The 18416-nt window shown below is 43.5% G+C and carries 13 protein-coding genes and 2 riboswitches; of the genes, 4 read left to right on the plus strand and 9 right to left on the minus strand.

What is annotated here, in order from left to right; all coding sequences use genetic code 11:
• Window positions 1–10 precede the first annotated feature (10 nt).
• Window positions 11–769: an amino acid ABC transporter ATP-binding protein gene (locus tag WA407_RS17015; protein WP_039270257.1), complete on the minus strand. Its 759-nt coding sequence runs from the start codon at window positions 767–769 to the stop codon at window positions 11–13.
• Between the two features lie 306 nt (window positions 770–1075).
• Between WA407_RS17015 and WA407_RS17020 the strand changes: the two genes are divergently transcribed.
• A complete protein-coding gene (locus WA407_RS17020) occupies window positions 1076–1540 on the plus strand; it encodes a cupin domain-containing protein (protein WP_039270262.1) in 465 nt (154 codons plus the stop codon).
• Window positions 1541–1620: 80 nt separating this feature from the next.
• On the opposite strand, the gene WA407_RS17025 is transcribed toward WA407_RS17020, so the two are convergent.
• From WA407_RS17025 to WA407_RS17045, 5 genes are all read right to left on the minus strand, one after another.
• Entirely contained in the window at window positions 1621–2241 is a 621-nt protein-coding gene (locus WA407_RS17025) for a GGDEF domain-containing protein (RefSeq protein ID WP_241081070.1), read from the minus strand.
• Window positions 2242–2373: 132 nt separating this feature from the next.
• Entirely contained in the window at window positions 2374–3033 is a 660-nt protein-coding gene (locus WA407_RS17030; protein WP_336077848.1) for a class D sortase, read from the minus strand.
• Between the two features lie 106 nt (window positions 3034–3139).
• Window positions 3140–6805: a collagen binding domain-containing protein gene (locus tag WA407_RS17035; protein WP_336077849.1), complete on the minus strand. Its 3666-nt coding sequence runs from the start codon at window positions 6803–6805 to the stop codon at window positions 3140–3142.
• Window positions 6806–7175: 370 nt separating this feature from the next.
• On the minus strand, window positions 7176–7889 hold the full coding sequence (locus tag WA407_RS17040; protein ID WP_235307025.1) for a transglutaminase-like domain-containing protein: 714 nt from the start codon (window positions 7887–7889) through the stop codon (window positions 7176–7178).
• Window positions 7890–7997: 108 nt separating this feature from the next.
• A riboswitch (cyclic di-GMP riboswitch) is annotated at window positions 7998–8079 on the minus strand.
• A gap of 38 nt (window positions 8080–8117) precedes the next feature.
• Window positions 8118–8196: riboswitch (cyclic di-GMP riboswitch) on the minus strand.
• Between the two features lie 107 nt (window positions 8197–8303).
• Window positions 8304–9179, minus strand: coding sequence for a helix-turn-helix transcriptional regulator (locus WA407_RS17045; RefSeq protein WP_039270267.1), 876 nt, complete (start codon window positions 9177–9179; stop codon window positions 8304–8306).
• Between the two features lie 536 nt (window positions 9180–9715).
• Between WA407_RS17045 and WA407_RS17050 the strand changes: the two genes are divergently transcribed.
• Together WA407_RS17050 and WA407_RS17055 are read left to right on the plus strand one after the other, a co-directional pair.
• Window positions 9716–10972: a DUF445 domain-containing protein gene (locus tag WA407_RS17050; protein WP_039270268.1), complete on the plus strand. Its 1257-nt coding sequence runs from the start codon at window positions 9716–9718 to the stop codon at window positions 10970–10972.
• A gap of 146 nt (window positions 10973–11118) precedes the next feature.
• Window positions 11119–14184, plus strand: a complete 3066-nt coding sequence (locus tag WA407_RS17055; RefSeq protein ID WP_336077850.1) for a hybrid sensor histidine kinase/response regulator — start codon at window positions 11119–11121, stop codon at window positions 14182–14184.
• Between the two features lie 100 nt (window positions 14185–14284).
• On the opposite strand, the gene WA407_RS17060 is transcribed toward WA407_RS17055, so the two are convergent.
• Together WA407_RS17060 and WA407_RS17065 are read right to left on the minus strand one after the other, a co-directional pair.
• The gene (locus WA407_RS17060; RefSeq protein ID WP_254328895.1) at window positions 14285–15433 is read right to left on the minus strand and encodes a response regulator; all 1149 of its coding nucleotides are present in this window, start codon (window positions 15431–15433) and stop codon (window positions 14285–14287) included.
• 201 nt (window positions 15434–15634) lie between these two features.
• Window positions 15635–16309: an NAD(P)H-dependent oxidoreductase gene (locus WA407_RS17065; RefSeq protein ID WP_235307027.1), complete on the minus strand. Its 675-nt coding sequence runs from the start codon at window positions 16307–16309 to the stop codon at window positions 15635–15637.
• A 189-nt stretch (window positions 16310–16498) separates the two neighbouring features.
• On the opposite strand from WA407_RS17065, the gene WA407_RS17070 reads away from it, so the two are divergent.
• A complete protein-coding gene (locus WA407_RS17070; protein ID WP_023986690.1) occupies window positions 16499–16882 on the plus strand; it encodes a winged helix-turn-helix transcriptional regulator in 384 nt (127 codons plus the stop codon).
• An 81-nt stretch (window positions 16883–16963) separates the two neighbouring features.
• Here the strand turns inward: WA407_RS17070 and WA407_RS17075 are convergent, their stop codons facing one another.
• Window positions 16964–18211, minus strand: coding sequence for a stalk domain-containing protein (locus tag WA407_RS17075; protein ID WP_336077851.1), 1248 nt, complete (start codon window positions 18209–18211; stop codon window positions 16964–16966).
• Window positions 18212–18416: the final 205 nt, after the last annotated feature.

An 18416-nucleotide genomic window follows, 5' to 3' on the forward strand; every position in this document is an offset into this window, starting at 1 on the left:
GGTAGTCTGTTTAATGATGAATCAGACGGCTCAGGAACAGGCGAGCCCGTTCCTCACCCGGATTCTGAAAAAATTCGGCAGGTTGGCTGTCTTCCAAAATCTGTCCTTTATCCATAAAAATCACGCGGTCCGCCACTTCACGTGCAAAGCCCATTTCATGAGTGACAATGACCATTGTGATGCCCTGATGGGCGAGCGAGCGCATAACATCCAGTACCTCTCCGATCGTTTCGGGATCAAGTGCTGAAGTAGGCTCGTCAAACAACATGATTTTTGGATTCATCGCGAGCCCACGGGCGATCGCGACCCGCTGCTGCTGTCCACCGGACAATTGGGCGGGGTAGCTCTGTGCCTTTTCTTCGATTCCGACGCGCTTTAGATAGGTGATGGCTGTTTGAGTAGCTTCTTCTTTCGAGATGCCCAGTACCTTCATAGGTGCCAGTACAATGTTTTCAATCACCTTTTTGTGTGGATACAGATTGAAATGTTGGAACACCATCCCGATGTTGCGGCGGAAGGCATTAATATCGATCTTTTTGTCGTGTACAGGGATCTCGTTAACGATCAGTTCCCCATCCGATATCGTTTCCAGACGATTGATGCAGCGAAGCAGGGTGCTTTTACCCGAGCCGGAGGGACCGATGATTACGACGACCTCGCCCTCCTTAATTTGAAGATTGATGTCTTTGAGTACATGGAAGTGACCGTAATGCTTGTTGACATTGCGAAACTGGATCAGAGAGCTCACCCCTTTTAGGCTTGGATACATAGCTTAGTAGACGGATTGACATAATCAAGCTCTATTAGAATTTCAAAATTTCTCTCATGATACTATAAGCTTACAATAAAAAACAAGATTTTATGTCATAAAACTTTACGCGTATTATATTTGGTATGTTCTTTTACTTGTTAACTGCTATTTATATGATAAAATCAAATGAATATTCACAATTTAATGTTATTTAATTTGACATAAAATAATAGCGTTCGACATGCCAAGGGAGAAACGTGACAAAAGCAACGCTATGTTTTACAGTAGGGAAGAAGGAATTTAGGGTAAAGGAAGGTTAGTACAATGACGAAAGCTATTTCACCGCTTGTAACGGCTTTGGGCATGGAGCCCCATCCAGAAGGCGGTTGGTACAAAGAGATGTGGAAGGCTAATTTTCAAATTCCGAAACCTGTGCTGCCTGATGTATATTCCGGTCCGCGCTTTGCAGCTTCGTCTACGTATTTCTTGCTGCATCCGGGCGAGTTCTCCGAGTGGCATGTGGTCCATTCCGATGAGCTGTGGTTATATCATAGCGGAAGCCCTGTAGAGTTGAAATTGGGTGGAAGCGGAGAAGAGCCTGGCGAAGAAACGGTAATTATCGTCGGTGCGGATGTGGAGGCAGGACAGCATCCACAAGCACTCGTACCAGGAACAGTATGGCAAACGGCACGTCCGCTGGGGGATGAGCCTGTGCTGGTAACCTGTGTGGTTGCACCAGGATTCCACTTTGATGATTTCAAGCTGATTGCAAAGGGTAAGGTGGAGTAGGAATATTTTATCGGCGGGTATAATCTTGGATAAACAGGACTTACCCGCCTGATTTGATGTTACGGGTATCTTTGTTAGTGTTAGAAGCTTGCCATTTGTTGTATACTTTGGATCTTTGCTTTTTTTCGAAAACAAGCCGCAAACTTTATAATTCGTGCAGTGTCATATGATCTGACGCTTGGCCTCTGTTTGATCCTCTGGTATACAGCATAGCAGTTTCTCCCCATTCCTTTTGCTTGGTACATGGCGATATCGGCCTCTTTCAGTAAAGAAGGCAGAGGCTTCTTCGGAGAAGGATGCATAGTAATACCAATGCTTCCTGTAACTTGAAGGTTGATTCCCTGAATGTTATAAGGAGCGCTGATTTTTTGCAGCAGCAGTTCTGCTAGAACTGTGACCTGATCGGCATCATAATCCTTCATCATGAGTAGAAATTCATCACCACCGATTCGAAAAGCTTTCTGATTGGAGTTTGTCACCTGGAGTAAATGATTGCTTACCCGTCTGAGCAACCTATCACCGATTTGATGTCCGTATGTGTCATTAATGGCTTTGAATCCATCCAGATCAAGATACATAATAGCAAAACCCTCCTTGCCATTGCTTCGTTTCCAAAATAGCTCAAGTGCATTCCGATTGAACAGACCCGTTACAGGGTCCTGATAGGCAAGTTTCCGCAGTGAATTTCTTTCCATCATCATAGAATGCAAAAGAATTAACATATATATCCACAAAACCAAAGTTAGGCCAATTAAAAGTAAGGCTGTTAAAGATATACTCAATGGGGTCACCACCAATATAGTTTATAGGTTGTTCCGCTTCTATTAGCGGTATTAGGTCAGTTGTCTTGCATGAACGATGAGTCGATGTGTCGGATTTACAAGAGGATCACAGGTAATTAGTGTGAGAAGCTTTTGTTTCTTGATGCTTTTTAAAACGGAGACATTTGAAGGAGTGACGACTGAAATGTTGTAGACCTTGTATACGTATTTTTCACCCCGAGTGTGAATTAGAATCTGATCCCCGATTTTCACCTCATTAAGCCGGTTAAATAAACGTCCAGTTGTTCGTGAGCGATGAGCGGCTATGGCAGCATTCCCCACCTGGCCGAGTGTCGCAGTTTCCGACATATGTACAGCGGCATATCTCATATGCTTTTGGGTCGCACCTTCGAGCACAGGAAGTTTCAGCCCGATACGATCAATCTGGATTGTAGCGATTGGAGCTTGCTCTGGAGCCGACGAAGAGGGAGTAGTTTGAGACAATTGTGGCCCATCCGCTGCTGCGGTATTTGTCAGCCAATTGGACAAATCTGTATAACCTTTAATCATTTCGGGAGTCAGTGTCGATGTATCGGATGTATCTGTGTTTGATAATGATTCAGCTTCTTGTAATAGCTCTTTTTGCCTTTGATTTTCCAACCATTCATTAGCGGTAGGAAATAACATAATGATGATTCCTAACATGATGCTCACGTATGCCAGCTTACGCAATTGAAAAGCCTCCTAATACAGTAATTCATAGAACGGACATGTAAAATAATTCCCCTTCTCGCTAATGATGAGCTGAGAAGGGGGATTTTTGATTATAAAATGTTATTTATTTTTTATGTGTTCGTTTATAACCTAGGTAGGCACCCAGAAGAATTAAGAACATACCACTTACATAGAAGGGAGCAGGGCTGTTTTCTCCTGTCTTTGGCAATGTATCCACCTTGGGTGTATGCCCCGGGTCACTTGGATCTTCTGGTCCTTCTGCCGGTAGACGAATTACACCTTTAGGTACTGGATCTTCTTCAATCTTCACGGGCGGAGAAGGCTCCTGATGAGGGTCTGCTTCTGGTGTGTCAGCTTGCACCCCTGGTTCAGCGGGTGGTTGCACTTCTGGTTCCACAGGTGGCTGTTCAATAGTCGGAACGCCCAACGGAACATCCTCATCTTCGATAATTTGCGGCTCTTCGGTTGTTACGGGCGTAACAGGCGTCACCGGAGGTTCAGTTATTTCAGGGTCCTTATCATGCTTTTTACCTGATCCCGGATTCGTAGGCGTGCCTGGATTTGTAGGCGTACCTGGATTTGTAGGCGTGCCTGGATTTGTAGGCGTGCCTGGATTTGTAGGCGTGCCTGGATTCGTAGGCGTACTTGGATCAGTAGGTGTACCTGGACCCGGATCAACCGGAGTGTCCTTTTTGTTGGTGATCACGATTTCTTTAATGCCTGAACTTTGTTTGATGGTTGCATCTATTTTGATTTCTATTTTTGGCGCTGTTATTTTGTAGCCTTCAGGAGCAGCAAGCTCCTCCAGAATGTAGTCATCATAACTCAATGAAGAAAATACGATTTTCCCATCCGAATTGGTAGTTTGGACAAGAGGTGCTCTTTTCTGATCCTTGTCATAGAGTGCAAAACGTGCCCCGGATAGAACCTTCTTGTGATCGTCCTCATCAACTTTGGTAATCTCCAGACTTCCCGTAACTCCTCCTCCTGATCCCGAACCAGAGGATGTACGCACGATGATCTCTTTATTTGTTTCCCTGATTTCGGTGGTCAAACGGTCGCCCTCGAAATTAACCTTATTGCTCACTTTTGCCTTGTCTTCAGCTTGAATAAAGGATTGATATTCCAAAATATAGCCCGATGATATAGCCTTCGTAAAGGCAAGCTCAAAGGATTCCTGACCTTGAGCAGTCGTTGTTATTTTTAGCTTATAATCCTGATCCTTGACTAATTCAGTGTCCTTGGTAGCTTCTCCATTGGCAGATACCTTGGTGGAATATAGATGAAAAGAATCCTCAATCAGAATTTGATTATTGCTGGGCGTATCCACGATTTTCGCGTTGGAGACATAGGATTGCCCTTCATTGATATGGATGTTCCAATCGATTTTATTTCCATTCTGAGTACCGGATTTCGTCACGTATTCTCCACCGTGAGGCACAGTCACTTTGGCTGCCCATTCCGAGTCTGAATTTTTTCCATCCATAAGCTGAGCGTTATTGTTAATCTCTTTATCCATAAGCTCTCCTTCCAGTGTCGTTTGGAAAGTGATCCAGTAAGGAGAGTTGATGGACTGGTTAAACTGGACGCTCAGTTCATTGTTGTTAGCAGCGGAAGGTAAAACAAGAGTATATTGGCTCGAAGGCACTTCGGCCCCCTTTTGTACGCCATTCCACCACCCGAGCAGGGTCATATCATACACTTTAACAGAACCTGGCACCAGTTTTTGGCCCTGTAATAATGTATCCCTTATTTCAGCATGATTTAGAGTTTTGCGGTTATAGTTGGCTTTAATGTCCCATGTAATTTGTTTGGAACTGGCATTGTAGCTACCTGACTTAGCCCCATTTTGCTGGGTCATATTATCCGGCCATAATCGAGCTTCGGCCTCCGCGGTTTGTGTTGTTCCGTTATATAACCAAGTGATAGAGGCTTTATTCCAAAAGTCCGGTTTGGTTTTGTCGATTTTCCATTCATTGTTAAATGTGGTTGTATAGCTGATTGTATACGTGTCTTGAATTTTTTTGTGAAAACGTATAGTGAACCCTTTTTTATAATCTAGCGTAAGAGGGATCAGTTCGTAGTCTGACGGCGATGTTAGTGTTGTTTTTCCATCCGCGCTTTGGATCTTCAATGTGTTTGGCAATAATGCCAGACCGCCATTCGGAAAGACTTCGTCGATAACGACTTGGTCCATTGTATATTTATCTGCATTAATGGAAATGATCCAAGGAATTGTTTTGGTGTTATAGTTCGGTTCCTTATAGCCCTTGGTGATAATTACACTTTTCAGTTCTGTGGTTGTTTCTTTTGTTACTCCGTCCGATGTTACACTGTTCGTTATTTTACCATTTTTAAGTACACGATCTATAGCCTTGGTTTGATAACGGATGGTATATGGGGCATCAATATCTGCATTGAACAGTAGATTGAAACCGTTGGTACCGTTGTCGTCAGTAACTGGAGTGACCCTGTATTCCGATGCAGGAAGCTCCTCTTGCGTATCCCCTTTATAAACTTTAAGTGAGCTTGTGACGAATTGTTGGCTGTTATTAAAACGGTCACTCAATACCGCTTTTGCTGCAGGGATTTTTTTGTTGGCAAAATTATATTTGATTGCCCATGAAATTGTTTGTGTGACTGGATCGTATTGCTCTACTTTTTTGCTTAGAAGATCCCCGCGTTTAACGGTAACAGTAGCTGATGCAGAGAGATCCTTCACATTGTCTCCTGAAAAAGTAGCCGTGTTGGAGAAACGGTTATCCTCGCTTGTGATGTTCGTGGAGTATTGAATTCGGTATGCGCTGTTTATACTCTCCTCGTTAAAGCGGATTCTAAAGCCCGTCCCGGCCGGATCAGCTTCGACTGTATACTTATCTGCACTAACAGTGTCCCGTAGCACGGTGGTTCCGTCGACATTGATTTGCAAATGATATACCCGGATGGAATCTTTGATTAGTTCCAATCCTTGGGGAGTTGGGTCGGTTACTACGGCGTGTTTTATAGAATCCAATTGTTTATTTACGTCAACTGTCCAATCAATTCGATTTTTTCCATCGAATTTCCCTTGCTTTTCCAAAGTAGGGCCAGTTGCAGGCTTAATATTTACGATAGCCGTTTGCTCGCCGCCTTTGATTGGAATCGCAATAATGACTTGTGTGCTGCCTTTTTCTATTTGTTTGCTAAAATCGGTTTTGACCTCCAGCTTACCGCTGACATTAGAGTGGCTTTCCACGTAATCATTAAAAGTCATAATTACTTTACCTTGGCGGTCTACGGTGAAATGACCAACTTCTCCATCCGTATTCGTCAGAGGAGATGTAATGTCTGTGTAAATTTGAAATTGCTCAGGTAATTGAAAGGTAAAGGTGTCTCCAGCTTTATACGTATGGTTCGGCAGCTCCCATTCATACCCTAAATGGATGGCGGAGCCAATATCAATACGACTATCGGGATTATACACTGCATCAATAACACTTCCAGAGGAATCTGTGAGGGTTAGCTTGGTTAAAATACTTTCCTGAGTTGCCCTCACTTCAGAAGTTGAACTGGCAGTTGCCTCAACGGCTGGAGCCGGGACAGCAGGTGGGATGTTAATAGGCTCTGAGGGCTTTGGATATACATCGTTAGTCACACTCTGAACCGGATCGGTTCCTGGGGTCACTGGCAGAGCAGAGTCGGGATTTTGTGCATAGGCTTGTGTTGTACTGAATAAGCATTGCAAAAAGAGCAATAACGCAACAACTGCTGTATTCCATTTTTTTCTCATATGGTAAACAAATCTCCTATTCTTAAAATACTTTTATTTAGCGGCTAATGATTATTCCTTCGAGGTCAAGAGGGCTGTATTTATATATTCATCAATCATTCATCTGATGCTATGTTAGCCGCATTGATTTCTTGTTCATAATTTATGGAAATTTACATTCGGGGATGAATATTACCTCCTTTAGTCCCGAAATTAGGATAATGGGTTAGACCTCAATGTCTTTCTGGACTAGAATACATGCCACATCTCAACAATTTCTCAACAAGGATAGAAAAAGAGCCTTGATCATGTGATCAAGGCTCTACAAGAAATGTAGTTCTATTTCTTCATTTTTTAATTTTTTAAAATAATATTAATAAAAACATTGATATTAATATTGCTTTGTTTTAATGTATTTGGAGGGATCTTTGATCATTTCGAATTTTTGTTTACCCTTATACAGTGCTGCATCTACTGTAGTGTCTACGACCACCCATTGATTGTCGATGTAGACCTCGTTCCAAGCATGGTAAGTGTCCACGTAGGAAGATTTGCCCATAACCAGCTTGGTTGGTACATCTACACTTCGTAACATAGCAGCCATCAGTGAAGCATAACCATAGCAAATATCTTTTTGCGAGCTTAACGTACGATCAATTTGCGGTAGATAGTCAGTCGTTAAGGCGAAGGCCTGATTGGAGTCGTACTTGATATGACTAATGACGTAATCATAAATTTTTTGAAGCTTCTCACGATCCGTTGTTGCGCCTTGGGTTAATTCATGGGCTTTTTGAATCGCTTGATTAGTACCGCTCCAGTTAATATTTTGAACGGAATTGAGGTATACCGCTTTGCTATCGTTTAGCTTTAACTCGATCGTATCTTGTCCTATCACTTTATATTGATTACCATTAAGCTGTTCCAAAATACTGATGCTATAGTTCCCATTACCCATCTGGAGAGGGAATACTTCTTCGGACTTTCCGGGTGTCAGATTATAAGAGTATTTTTGCGCATCTTTTGTAACCAAAATCTTGGTTTTAATGTTAGGTTTAACGGAGTAACGCACACTGACCGTCCCATGATTTACATTGTTTTGATCCAACCATACAACACTATCAGCAGCGTAAATTGTCGAATTTAAGAGTATTGCGGATAGCATGAAAAATAGGAGAAGTGTGGAAAATATCATTTTCCCCATAAAAAACTTCCTTTCGGTGGCCAGGCTGCCATCATAAATAGAAGGCCCTATAGCTTTGCGTCCCTGCCTTTCGACAGGTTTGCCATTTCGTATAAAGTTTTCGAAAAAAAAGCACGACAAAAAGCCACTTCAACCGGTAGCTGGCTGCCATCATACAGAAGGCCCTGTAGCTTTGCGTCCTTGTCTTTCGACAAGTTTGCCATTTATCCTGAATAGCTTGTATATTTATTCTATCAGTTAGGTACTCTATTAGGCAAGTTTAAATCTCAAATTTTCGCTATTTATCGACAAAACAAGCTTGCAGATTATACATAAGACCTATTTTATACGGTTTCCCCATTTTTTGCGATAGGAATGAGGCGTTTCTCCAATGTGCTCTTTGAACAGATTGATAAAATGACTTGTGTTGGGAATGCCCACATATTGTGCGATGTCTACAATAGCTACATCACTAGTTTTAAGCCAGCCTTGAGCAGCCGTGATACGAACATTAATAAGATACTCAATAGGGGAAAAGCCAATCTGTTTTTTAAAGTTTTTAGCCAGGTTGAACTTGTTTAGAGCGAACATGTCTGCAAGTGAATCCAGCGTGATCCGTTCACAATAGGATTGATCCAGATATTGCTTTACCTTGCGCACCTCTGCGGTTCCATCTGAATTCGCGTTGGGATTGGTGTAGGGGTACTGCAAAATAATCGTTAACAAGTCAACGATTAGCCTGGATGAGAGCAGTTCAGAGGATAAGCTTCTTTCTGGCTGTACCTGTAATAAGGTGTACAGCTTGTCCAATACTGCACTTGAATCCTTTAGTGAGATTACGGGCTTATTGTGTTTATCGAATTGTTCATAGAAATGGTCAATAAGATTGCCATGTAGATTCACACTAATAAACTCCCATGTCTTCTGACAGGAAGTTTTGTACTGTACATATTCTTCACAATTAATAAAAAGCATATCATGAGGTTTCAATATATAATCCTTGTCTCGATATTGCAATTCCCCCCTTCCAGACAGGGTGAAAAGGAGCAAAAAAGAGGTGAGCTTTTGTCGTTCCATTACATAAGCATCTGTTTTGAAATAGCCTATTTCCTGTATATAGAAGAGGGATTTTTTAGCGAAAGAAGAGGGTGTACATATAATTGCAACTGGATCTTCACTCCAGACATACTGGGCATTTTTTTGGTTTGTTGTCATATCCAATTCCTTTACAAAAAAACAATTTTAGTAAGATAATTGTAGTTTGTTTTACGAATATCCTTTTAGAACCGGAGTCCCTATTTACAAAGGTTATTTTATCACATTAAAGTAATTCATGTAGCGATTAGGGACTGAACAATATATAACAAATATAACATAAAGTACCTATTTGAAAAGGATGAGGCTGGGGAAAATTAGTTTCTTCAATGAATATACCATAGTCTTGCAATTCCACTTTCTGAGTTATATATCCTTTCGGTATCGGGAAAAATGGGACCATATTTCGACAAAATGATTCAAAGGGCTCATTTTGCTAGAAAATAGTTATAGCTTTATTGTGGAGATTTTGTTCACGAAAATGTATGGATAAGTGTGGTTATGCGAACTTAATTTAAGAAAATGTGAAAATTTTGAATATCATGCAATTTGTTCGCAAGAGAGTACAGTGACCTTTGGTATCTGTACAGGCAATGATATGATGGTACTACAGAAGTAATGAAACAAATTTTACAGTCAGTTTGGAGGACTACAGGATGGGAAAAACGAAAAACACAAAAACCGCAGCAGCTTGGTCACTTGTGATGATGGGAGCAGGCTTTGCTGCTACGTTACCTTTTCAACAATTTGGCTGGGCCCGTCTTTTGGCTGGATCTTTTGAAGCCGGACTTGTTGGAGGATTGGCAGACTGGTTTGCCGTAACCGCGTTATTCCGTCATCCGCTGGGCATTCCGATTCCACATACAGCGCTTCTCCCCAAAAATCGGGGCAAGCTGACCGATGCCTTGGTTAACACGGTCGAGAACAATTTGCTTCATAAAGAAAGTATTGCATCTAAAATTGCCGAGATTAGACTGGCTGAGCTGGTACTGAAAAATGTGGAAAAAGGAATACGTACGCCCGAAGCGGTCACTTTCATAGATGTCCTTGTCAAGCAACTTGTTCGTTCGCTTCCACTGGCAGAGCTGGCCCCGGTCATCACAACCGGGATTAAGCGACAGGCGACTGAATTCGATATAGGGCCATTGCTAGAGGCACTCGCCCGGCAAGCTGGCGAGCGGAAGTATGACCAACGGGCGTTGGATTATGCGCTGGAGCAGACGGAGTCCTGGCTACTGCGGTCAGACACCGGGGTTGCTCTTGGCACTCTGGGGATGCAGGCTGTTAGTGGCTTGCAGGTCAGCGGGCTTATGCAGTTTGCCCTGAACGCCTTCCTTGGCTATTTGAATGAGGAGCGTATGGGCGAGATGATTCGTCACTTTTTGCTGGACCGCGTAGCGGAGCTTCAAGATGAAGGACATCCGCGTCGTCAGGCCGTCTTGGAAGGTATCAACACGCAGCTGATCCGCCTGGCAGCCAAAGATACGGTCAGGGAAGGGCTGAATCATTGGAAAAACACCTTTATTGATTCTTGGGAAGGTGATGCAGCTATATCCGAGAAGCTCGAAGAGCTGCGCCGCTATCTGCTGGATTATATGGAGGATGCCGATTATGTAACGACATACATTGTACCCTTACTGGATCAAATGCTGTCTGATTTATGGAGAAATACGCAGCTGCTGGACAAGATCAACTCGTGGATCGTAGCAGGTGTTACCGGAGTAGTGGAAGCAAACCATAGCCAAATTGGTAATCTAGTCCGAGAAAATGTAAATAGAATGGATGATGCTTCACTGATTGCCTTAATGGAGGATAAACTGGGGCAGGATTTACAGTGGATTCGGATTAACGGTGCGCTTACAGGCTTTCTGATTGGAATTGTCCTTACTGCGGTTCGTATGTTGCTTGAGTAGCAAGGGCAATCTGTGCTAAAGAACGATAAATGAAATTTATGTAGACAAGGTTGTGAAACTATGAGGATTGGTCACCATCCAATGCTGCTGGTTCAGATGAGAGACCAGCAACGATACGCTGATGTTTGGTGCCGGATCACCAGTGGATGAATAAGCGGAACTTTCTTTTAATTACGCTGTCATTCCTGATCGTGATTATCGGCTTGCGTTTGTTGTGGTTTGATTATTACCACAATCAGGATTATCCCCGGGCCAAGGCGGGAATTCTGGATCTGAGGGGCTTGAATTTACAGGAGATAAAGACCCTACCATTAAATGGGGAGTGGGAGTTTTATCCTGGAACTTTATCTTCTCCTGCGGAACTGAAATCCTTACTTATGCAGAAGCAGCGTCAGTCCATTCAGGTACCAGGCTTATGGAGTGAGTCGGTATCTCCTGTGGATCATAAGGCATATGGCATTGGAACCTATCGGCTACTTATTTTGAGTGACAGATCGTTGGACACTTTATACGGACTTCGGATCGGGAAGATCAGTACGGCATCCAACATATTTGTGAACGGCCGTTTAATTAGTCATAGTGGTCAGGTCTCTAGCAAGGTCGAACAGCATATAGGATCAACTGTTCCATTCTCTGCTATGTTTGATGCGAACAGCCAGGCCATTGAGATTGTCATCCAAGTATCCAATTATGATTTTTCTGCTAGTGGAGGAATTATGAAGCCTATCATTTTTGGAAGCGCGGATGCTGTGAATAGCCGAACCAACTTCACGATCTCAATGCAAATTATGGTATGTATTATTTTGCTGCTTCACGGGTTATATATAGTCGTTATATTTTTTATGAATCCACAAAAGAAGGCGCTTCTGTATTTTGCGGGAATTGTAATCTGCACGGTATTATCCATCCTGACAGACGATGACAAGCTTTTATTGGAATGGTTCCCCATAAATCTAGGTCTTTCGTTAAAAATAACTACCCTTTCCTATATTGGAATAGGCATGTGTGTACTGAAGCTAGCGCAGTCTCTGTTGATTCGATCCCGAATCATTCAGATTGTTTTTATAGGCCACTGTGGTTTTGCGGTTCTGGTGTTACTTGCACCTACATCCAGCCTTTATGCATTTCTTATGGCTATTATCGCATTCCCAGCTATTACTCTATGTGCTACAGTTCCCTCCCTTGCTTTTCTTAGAACATTCAGAGGGCAAAAAGAGGCTGTTTTTCTGTTGCTAGCATCCATTAGCATCGCATCCAGCATGCTGTGGGGCATTTTCAAAACGAATGATCTCCCCTATTACCCTTGGGATATTGTGTTGGCTTTTGTGGCATTTGCATCCTATTGGTTCAAACGGTTTTTTAATACGAATGCTGAACTGAGAAGGCTGTCGGCCAGATTGCAGCGCGCTGATCAGGTGAAAAATGAATTTTTGGCCAACACCTCTCATGAGCTGCGAAATCCTCTGCATGGGATGATCAATATAGCACAGACCGTGCTGGAGAATCAGGGCGGCGTCCTAGATGAACCCAACAGGAGAAACATGCAATTGCTCGTTACGGTCGGCCGCCGTATGTCCTTATTATTGAATGATTTGCTGGATGTTACACGTCTGCGTGAAAAGGATATTATTCTGGAAAAAAGAAGCTTGAAGCCCAAGGCCGTAGCCTCGGGTGTGTTGGATATGCTTCAATTCATGACAGATGGGAAACCTCTAAACATGGTAGTAAACATCCCTGCTGATTTTCCAAATGTATTAGCGGATGAAAACCGAGTAATCCAAATCCTGTTCAATCTCCTTCACAATGCTGTTAAACATACTGCTGAGGGGACCATTTCCGTTCACGCACACATCCAAGGCGAAATGGCCAGTATTCAGGTGCGTGACACTGGCGTTGGGATGGATGAGGAGACGCAAAAGCGAATATTTCGTCCATATGAACAAGGAAATTCTCATTTGACGGTTATTGGGGATGGGCTTGGACTAGGGTTGAGTATTAGCAAACAATTGGTGGAGCTTCATGGAGGATCTTTGAGTGTAAGCTCTGAGCTTGGTCAAGGCTCAACCTTTTCTTTCACACTACCGCTTGATCCCTCACCTACCCCAGACGAATCACGCGATAACGAGCAGGTGTGTATGGATGAAGAAGCAGGTACTGATTTTATAGCTCTACAGAATGCAGCTGTGATGCAGGTTGCGGCAGGCTCTGCACGATCTGCTATACTCGCAGTAGATGATGATCCGGTTAATTTAAGGGTGTTAGAGGGCATTCTCGCCTCGGAGCCTTACGACCTTGTAACTGTAACCAGTGCCCAGGGTGCCTTGCATAGGCTGGATCATCGGGAATGGGATTTAATTATAGCCGATGTCATGATGCCCCAAATGTCGGGGTATGAGTTAACTCGGCGTGTGAGGGAATACTTTAGCATTTCGGAGCTGCCTGTGTTGCTGTTGACAGCACGTAGTCAGCAGGAGGACTTATATACGGGATTTCTTGCAGGGGCCAACGATTACATTATGAAGCCTGTGGATTCCATGGAATTGAAATCAAGGGTCCGTGCCTTGACTGATGTTAAAAAGTCCGCAAGGGAGAGGCTTTGGATGGAGGCTGCATGGTTACAGGCACAAATTAAACCTCATTTTTTGTTTAACACCTTGAATACCATTGCATCCTTAAGTCATGTGGATCACACCAGAATGGTGAAACTTATTGAAGAGTTCGGTAAATATTTAAGATCAAGCTTTAACCCTCAAAATCTTGATAGAGTCGTATCACTGGAATATGAGCTTGCTCTCCTAAAATCTTATCTTTATATAGAGAAGGAACGCTTTGGGAGTAGACTAGATATTGTATGGGAAGTAGACGAACAGATATCCGTGTTATTGCCACCGTTATCGATTCAGCCACTTGCAGAAAATGCAATTAGGCATGGTATCATGAATCGGATACATGGAGGCACATTGTGCATTCGTATTCAGCAGCGGGAGGATGGCACAGAAATAGCGATTATTGATGATGGTGTGGGCATGAGTCAAGAGGAGCTGAATCATGTGCTAGGTCCTCAGCAAGAACAGGGTAGCGGGATTGGATTACGGAATACGGATCGACGGTTGAAGCAAGTATACGGTAAAGGGCTGTATATTAGCAGCCTTCCCAACCAGGGTACAACGGTAGGCTTCCATGTTCCCAAGGCACAAAGACAGGAAACTTAATATCTCTGTCCCGTAGGTCCTATACAGAACGAGGCGAAGTAAGTGACGGTTCTAATGGGGACTCTACGGGTTCCGGAGAATTACTCCCAGTCGTAAAAAATTAGGCATGAGCCATTTGCCACTCTTTAAACCAATTTGTAATTTGTTCATTGGGCTTCTCATGAAGTTCTTCCCATAAGGCGGATGATAATAAATCATACCATTTGATCACTAAGTTATTTTTATTCATCTCAGCGCAGGTCTTCATTAATCCCCAGTAGGCTTCCTCTTCTTGGGGGTGACGACTACAGATGCCCTCATAAATAGAGATCGCCTCTTCAGGCTGGGAGTTCCCTCTATACCACTCTGCCATTTTTAATGATATGGATAACCACATTTTATGCAGTCTTTGGCGTTCACTTTCAACCCACCAAAAATCATATTCCTGTAAATAGTCCCCTTTATAAAGTTCCATCATTTTTACATAATAGGGAATGGATTCCTTGTTCATCAGGGGAGCGGATGCCAGAAGGGACTCCCATCTTTCTGTATCTAACAGAACGTTTTGTGTATGCAAAATATAACCGCCATTAGTATTGGAAATCTCTAAAAAGGAATGATACGGCGCTATCGCTTTTCTAATGTAATAAGCGGCTGTATATAAAAGAGAGTAGGCCTTATCTTCCTCATATTCTGGCCATAGTAATTCAATCAAGGCTGATTTGCGAACCCATTGGTCATGATTTTGGAGCAAGTACAAAAACAACTCCTGAGTCTTTTTAGTTCTCCACTGAATAACAGTGGGTTGCTGATTCGGGTACGTGAAGACGACATATTGAAAAACCTGTAACTGAAGAACTGAAGGCTGATTCTCAGGCATGGAGGCTTGATCGTCACGCTTCAGAATGCGATTCATGGTTTTGATGAGACGTTCTGTCGTGACCGGTTTGAGCAGATAGTCCAGTGCGTTAAGCTCGAAGGCTTGAATAGCGTACTTATCGTAAGCCGTAACAAAAACGATCTGAATATGGGGTTTGTGCTCCAAAATTTGATTGGCTAATTCAATTCCGCTGATCCCTGGGAGTCTTACATCCAAAAAAGCTATATCTATATCATCAAGTAGAATATAGTCCTTAGCCACGAATGGATTCGTAAAAGCTCCTGCAATATGTATGCCTTGTAACTCGCCAAGCAGACGCTTCATATAATCCAAAGCCAACTCTTCATCATCGACAATAACAATCCTTGTCAATATCTCTGATCTTTCCACGTGTACTGTACTCCTTTTTAGGCAGATACATCTTATTATATAGGATAACTTGACTACGGCTATAAGCAAAAAGTTGTAGAATAAAAAAAAATTTAAATAAACAGGCGGGCTGCAATGGGTCATCGTTAAGATGAATGATCGCAAGCCCGCCTGTTAGGCAGTGCCAAACTTAAAGATTGACTAACAGTATTGGACGAATATTTACAGAATCCAGCGTGTGACCTTTTCCAGTGGTTGTCTGGATTTTTCCCGCTTGGGTTCATGAGCACGATAACCGAAGGCAGCAATGACTGAAATATCGAGCAGCCCGTTCTCCAGCAGTCCTTCTTCCTCCAATATGGCATGCACCTGATCGTAATTAAAGCCCTCAATTGGACAGGAATCAATACCGATCTGAGCCGCTGCTGTCATCATATTGCCTAAGGCAATGTAGGTTTGCTTGGAAGCCCAGTCAAATAACGTACGTTCGTTTTCCAGCAGACGTTGACTTTCACCCTGGAAAATCTTATAGCGGCCTGGCAGTGAGGCAAAGTCTTCCTCAGACATACCTTTAACCTCTTTATACATATACTCCACGTAAGGAGAATCATAACGAACATCCTTGCGCGCCAAAATCAGGACGACGTGGCTAGCCGCAGGGATCTGCTTTTGACCGCCGCTGGAAACTGCAGCCAGCTTTTCTCTCAATGCCTGATTTTGCACAACTACAAACTGCCATGGTTCAAAACCGACGGAGCTTGGAGAAAGTCGTCCGGTTTCGAGAATGAACTGAAAATCCTCTTCCGGTATGATGCGATTGGGATCGAATTCTTTCGTGGCGTGCCTGAACAGAAAGGCGTCCAGAATTTCCTGTTTTTTAGCTGATGTATTAGACATAAAATGTACTCCTTTGGGTATGGGTGTAGTTGGTACTCTATGGGTTTTCTGCTACTATAATGAGAGCTGATATCGAATATATAGTTATCATATAGAAAGTTTTTGCAGGGAACAAGTACGCACATATTTGTTCCTTGTCATACGTCTGGGGCTATTGGTTTACACATTCTACAGAAAGAAGGGGTATACATGGCACAGGAGATGGAACATGCAGTTAGCGTTAATTTTGGATGTCCGGTAGCGAAAACCGTCGGGGTTATAGGCGGCAAATGGAAGGGAGTCATCTTGTATCATTTGACCACAGGACCGCGGCGCTATAACGAAATTCGACGGACCTTGCCTAATATTACACAGCGGATGCTAACCTTGCAGTTGCGCGAATTGGAGCGAGATGGCATTGTGCACCGTGAAATTTATAATGAGAACCCACCGCGTGTGGAATACTCGCTTACCCCGTTAGGAGATACGTTAAGGCCGTTGCTGGATTTTATGAGAGACTGGGGGATCTTCTATGGAGAACAGGGTTGCGAGCCTGTGACGACAACTTCCAAATCAGGCAAGCACTTCTGTTAAGGGGAATGAAGAAAGCCCGCCAAATGATTTCATAGAAGACGCATAAGAAATCATTAGCGGGCGGAATAAGGTCAGATACACTTATTTAAACTCGATGGCTTCGTTCATCTGTGTCCAGGCTGTTTCTCCAATGATGCCCAAGCGCCAGATAGCGATTCCTTTGAGGTCATAACGTTTGGCTAAACCGATCTTGGCGTTAACGGTGCTGTCTTTTTCGCTACCCATCGAAATCCCCAAAATGAGCTTGTCCCGCGAGGTTTCCTTCAAGGCCAGTTGTATGGCTTCATCCACTTTTTCCAAAGGCTCAGGCGTAGCCTTCTGTCCGTAATCATAAGCCATGATGATCAGATCGTCCGCCAGATTGCCCAGCGTTTTGTAGTCATAGCCAGAGTAAGAGCTGTTCAGCGGATGCAGAACGACGGTGAGCTTGAGCCCGGCCTGATGCGCTTTGGCCGATAGCTTTTTAATAAAGGCGTTGTAGTCTGAACGCGCTTTGGCTTTATCGCCGCTCCAGCCCAAACCTTCCAGGTCTAGCGTAATGCCTTTAAATTGTTTGTCGGTGGCGGTGCTGACGATTTGGGAAATGGTCTGTTCTTGAAGCTGCGCATTTTCCAAAATCTTGGTCAGCTCGTGATTGCCATCTCCAGAATAGACCATCAGGTAAGGGGAAGTCCCCTGGCTGTCTGCCTCCTGCACAATGGACTCCGGTGTTACGGTTCCAGCGGCTTGAGGCCATTTGTATTCCTTGCCGTTTGTCGTAAATTGTCCGTTCGTATCAATTCGACTCCAGCCGAAGGCAACTGCGTTAAAATCCGGTATTTTGGATTTTTGGTCAAAGGAAGACAGCGCATAGAAGCCTACTGTATACATAGCTTCACGAGGCGATGTAATGGAGACCGTCCGTGTTCCCTGGTTCCAGTTCACCGTGGCTCCAAACTGCTGCCCGAAAAAGCTCAGCGGAATCATGGTGCTGCCGTGCACGGTTTGCGGAGCGGCTGTTAGTTGAACCGTTTGTCCGTCCACTGTGGCATTGCGGCTACCCATCTTTAGAACCACCTGCTTGGTAGCAGAGCCTTGCGCTTTGGTAGCGGTGATGCTTTGGCTGGCTTGATCCCATTTCACTGTAATGCCAAGAGCCTCAGAAATAGCGCGAAAGGGAACCATGGTCGTGCCGTTCATCATGGCAGGTTGTACGGGGAACGGTAATGGATATCCGTCCAGCATGATGCTGATCTTACCGGTCTCGGCTTGTGCCAAAGGGCTATAGAAGCCCACTGTGGTACTCAGAAAGATAGCACTAGATAACAGAGCCTTATTTACGATTTTCATCCTATGATCTCCTATGCTCAATAGATTGCAATGCTATCATGTTAGAATCGTGAGGGTTCTACCTATTTTACCAAAAAAATGATAGAAAGGTTAATGTGAAATAATAGGATGAGATGAATCTAAGTATGTATTTAAGCTGAATATTAATCGTTTTCTTTCATACCAAAAAAGCTGACCCCTTTTAAATAGGTGTCAGCTTTTCTTT

It is taken from the genome of Paenibacillus sp. 203, from assembly GCF_037027525.1.
Classification (GTDB): Bacteria; Bacillota; Bacilli; order Paenibacillales; family Paenibacillaceae; genus Paenibacillus; species Paenibacillus polymyxa_B.

What these genes read in the sequence shown, in the direction of transcription:
- WA407_RS17015 (WP_039270257.1), bottom strand. Translation starts at nt 769, where the DNA reads ATGTATCCAAGCCTAAAAGGGGTGAGCTCTCTGATCCAGTTTCGCAAT.
- WA407_RS17020 (WP_039270262.1), top strand. Translation starts at nt 1,076, where the DNA reads ATGACGAAAGCTATTTCACCGCTTGTAACGGCTTTGGGCATGGAGCCC.
- WA407_RS17025 (WP_241081070.1), bottom strand. Translation starts at nt 2,241, where the DNA reads ATGATGATGGAAAGAAATTCACTGCGGAAACTTGCCTATCAGGACCCT.
- WA407_RS17035 (WP_336077849.1), bottom strand. Translation starts at nt 6,805, where the DNA reads ATGAGAAAAAAATGGAATACAGCAGTTGTTGCGTTATTGCTCTTTTTG.
- WA407_RS17045 (WP_039270267.1), bottom strand. Translation starts at nt 9,179, where the DNA reads ATGACAACAAACCAAAAAAATGCCCAGTATGTCTGGAGTGAAGATCCA.
- WA407_RS17050 (WP_039270268.1), top strand. Translation starts at nt 9,716, where the DNA reads ATGGGAAAAACGAAAAACACAAAAACCGCAGCAGCTTGGTCACTTGTG.
- WA407_RS17055 (WP_336077850.1), top strand. Translation starts at nt 11,119, where the DNA reads ATGAATAAGCGGAACTTTCTTTTAATTACGCTGTCATTCCTGATCGTG.
- WA407_RS17065 (WP_235307027.1), bottom strand. Translation starts at nt 16,309, where the DNA reads ATGTCTAATACATCAGCTAAAAAACAGGAAATTCTGGACGCCTTTCTG.
- WA407_RS17070 (WP_023986690.1), top strand. Translation starts at nt 16,499, where the DNA reads ATGGCACAGGAGATGGAACATGCAGTTAGCGTTAATTTTGGATGTCCG.
- WA407_RS17075 (WP_336077851.1), bottom strand. Translation starts at nt 18,211, where the DNA reads ATGAAAATCGTAAATAAGGCTCTGTTATCTAGTGCTATCTTTCTGAGT.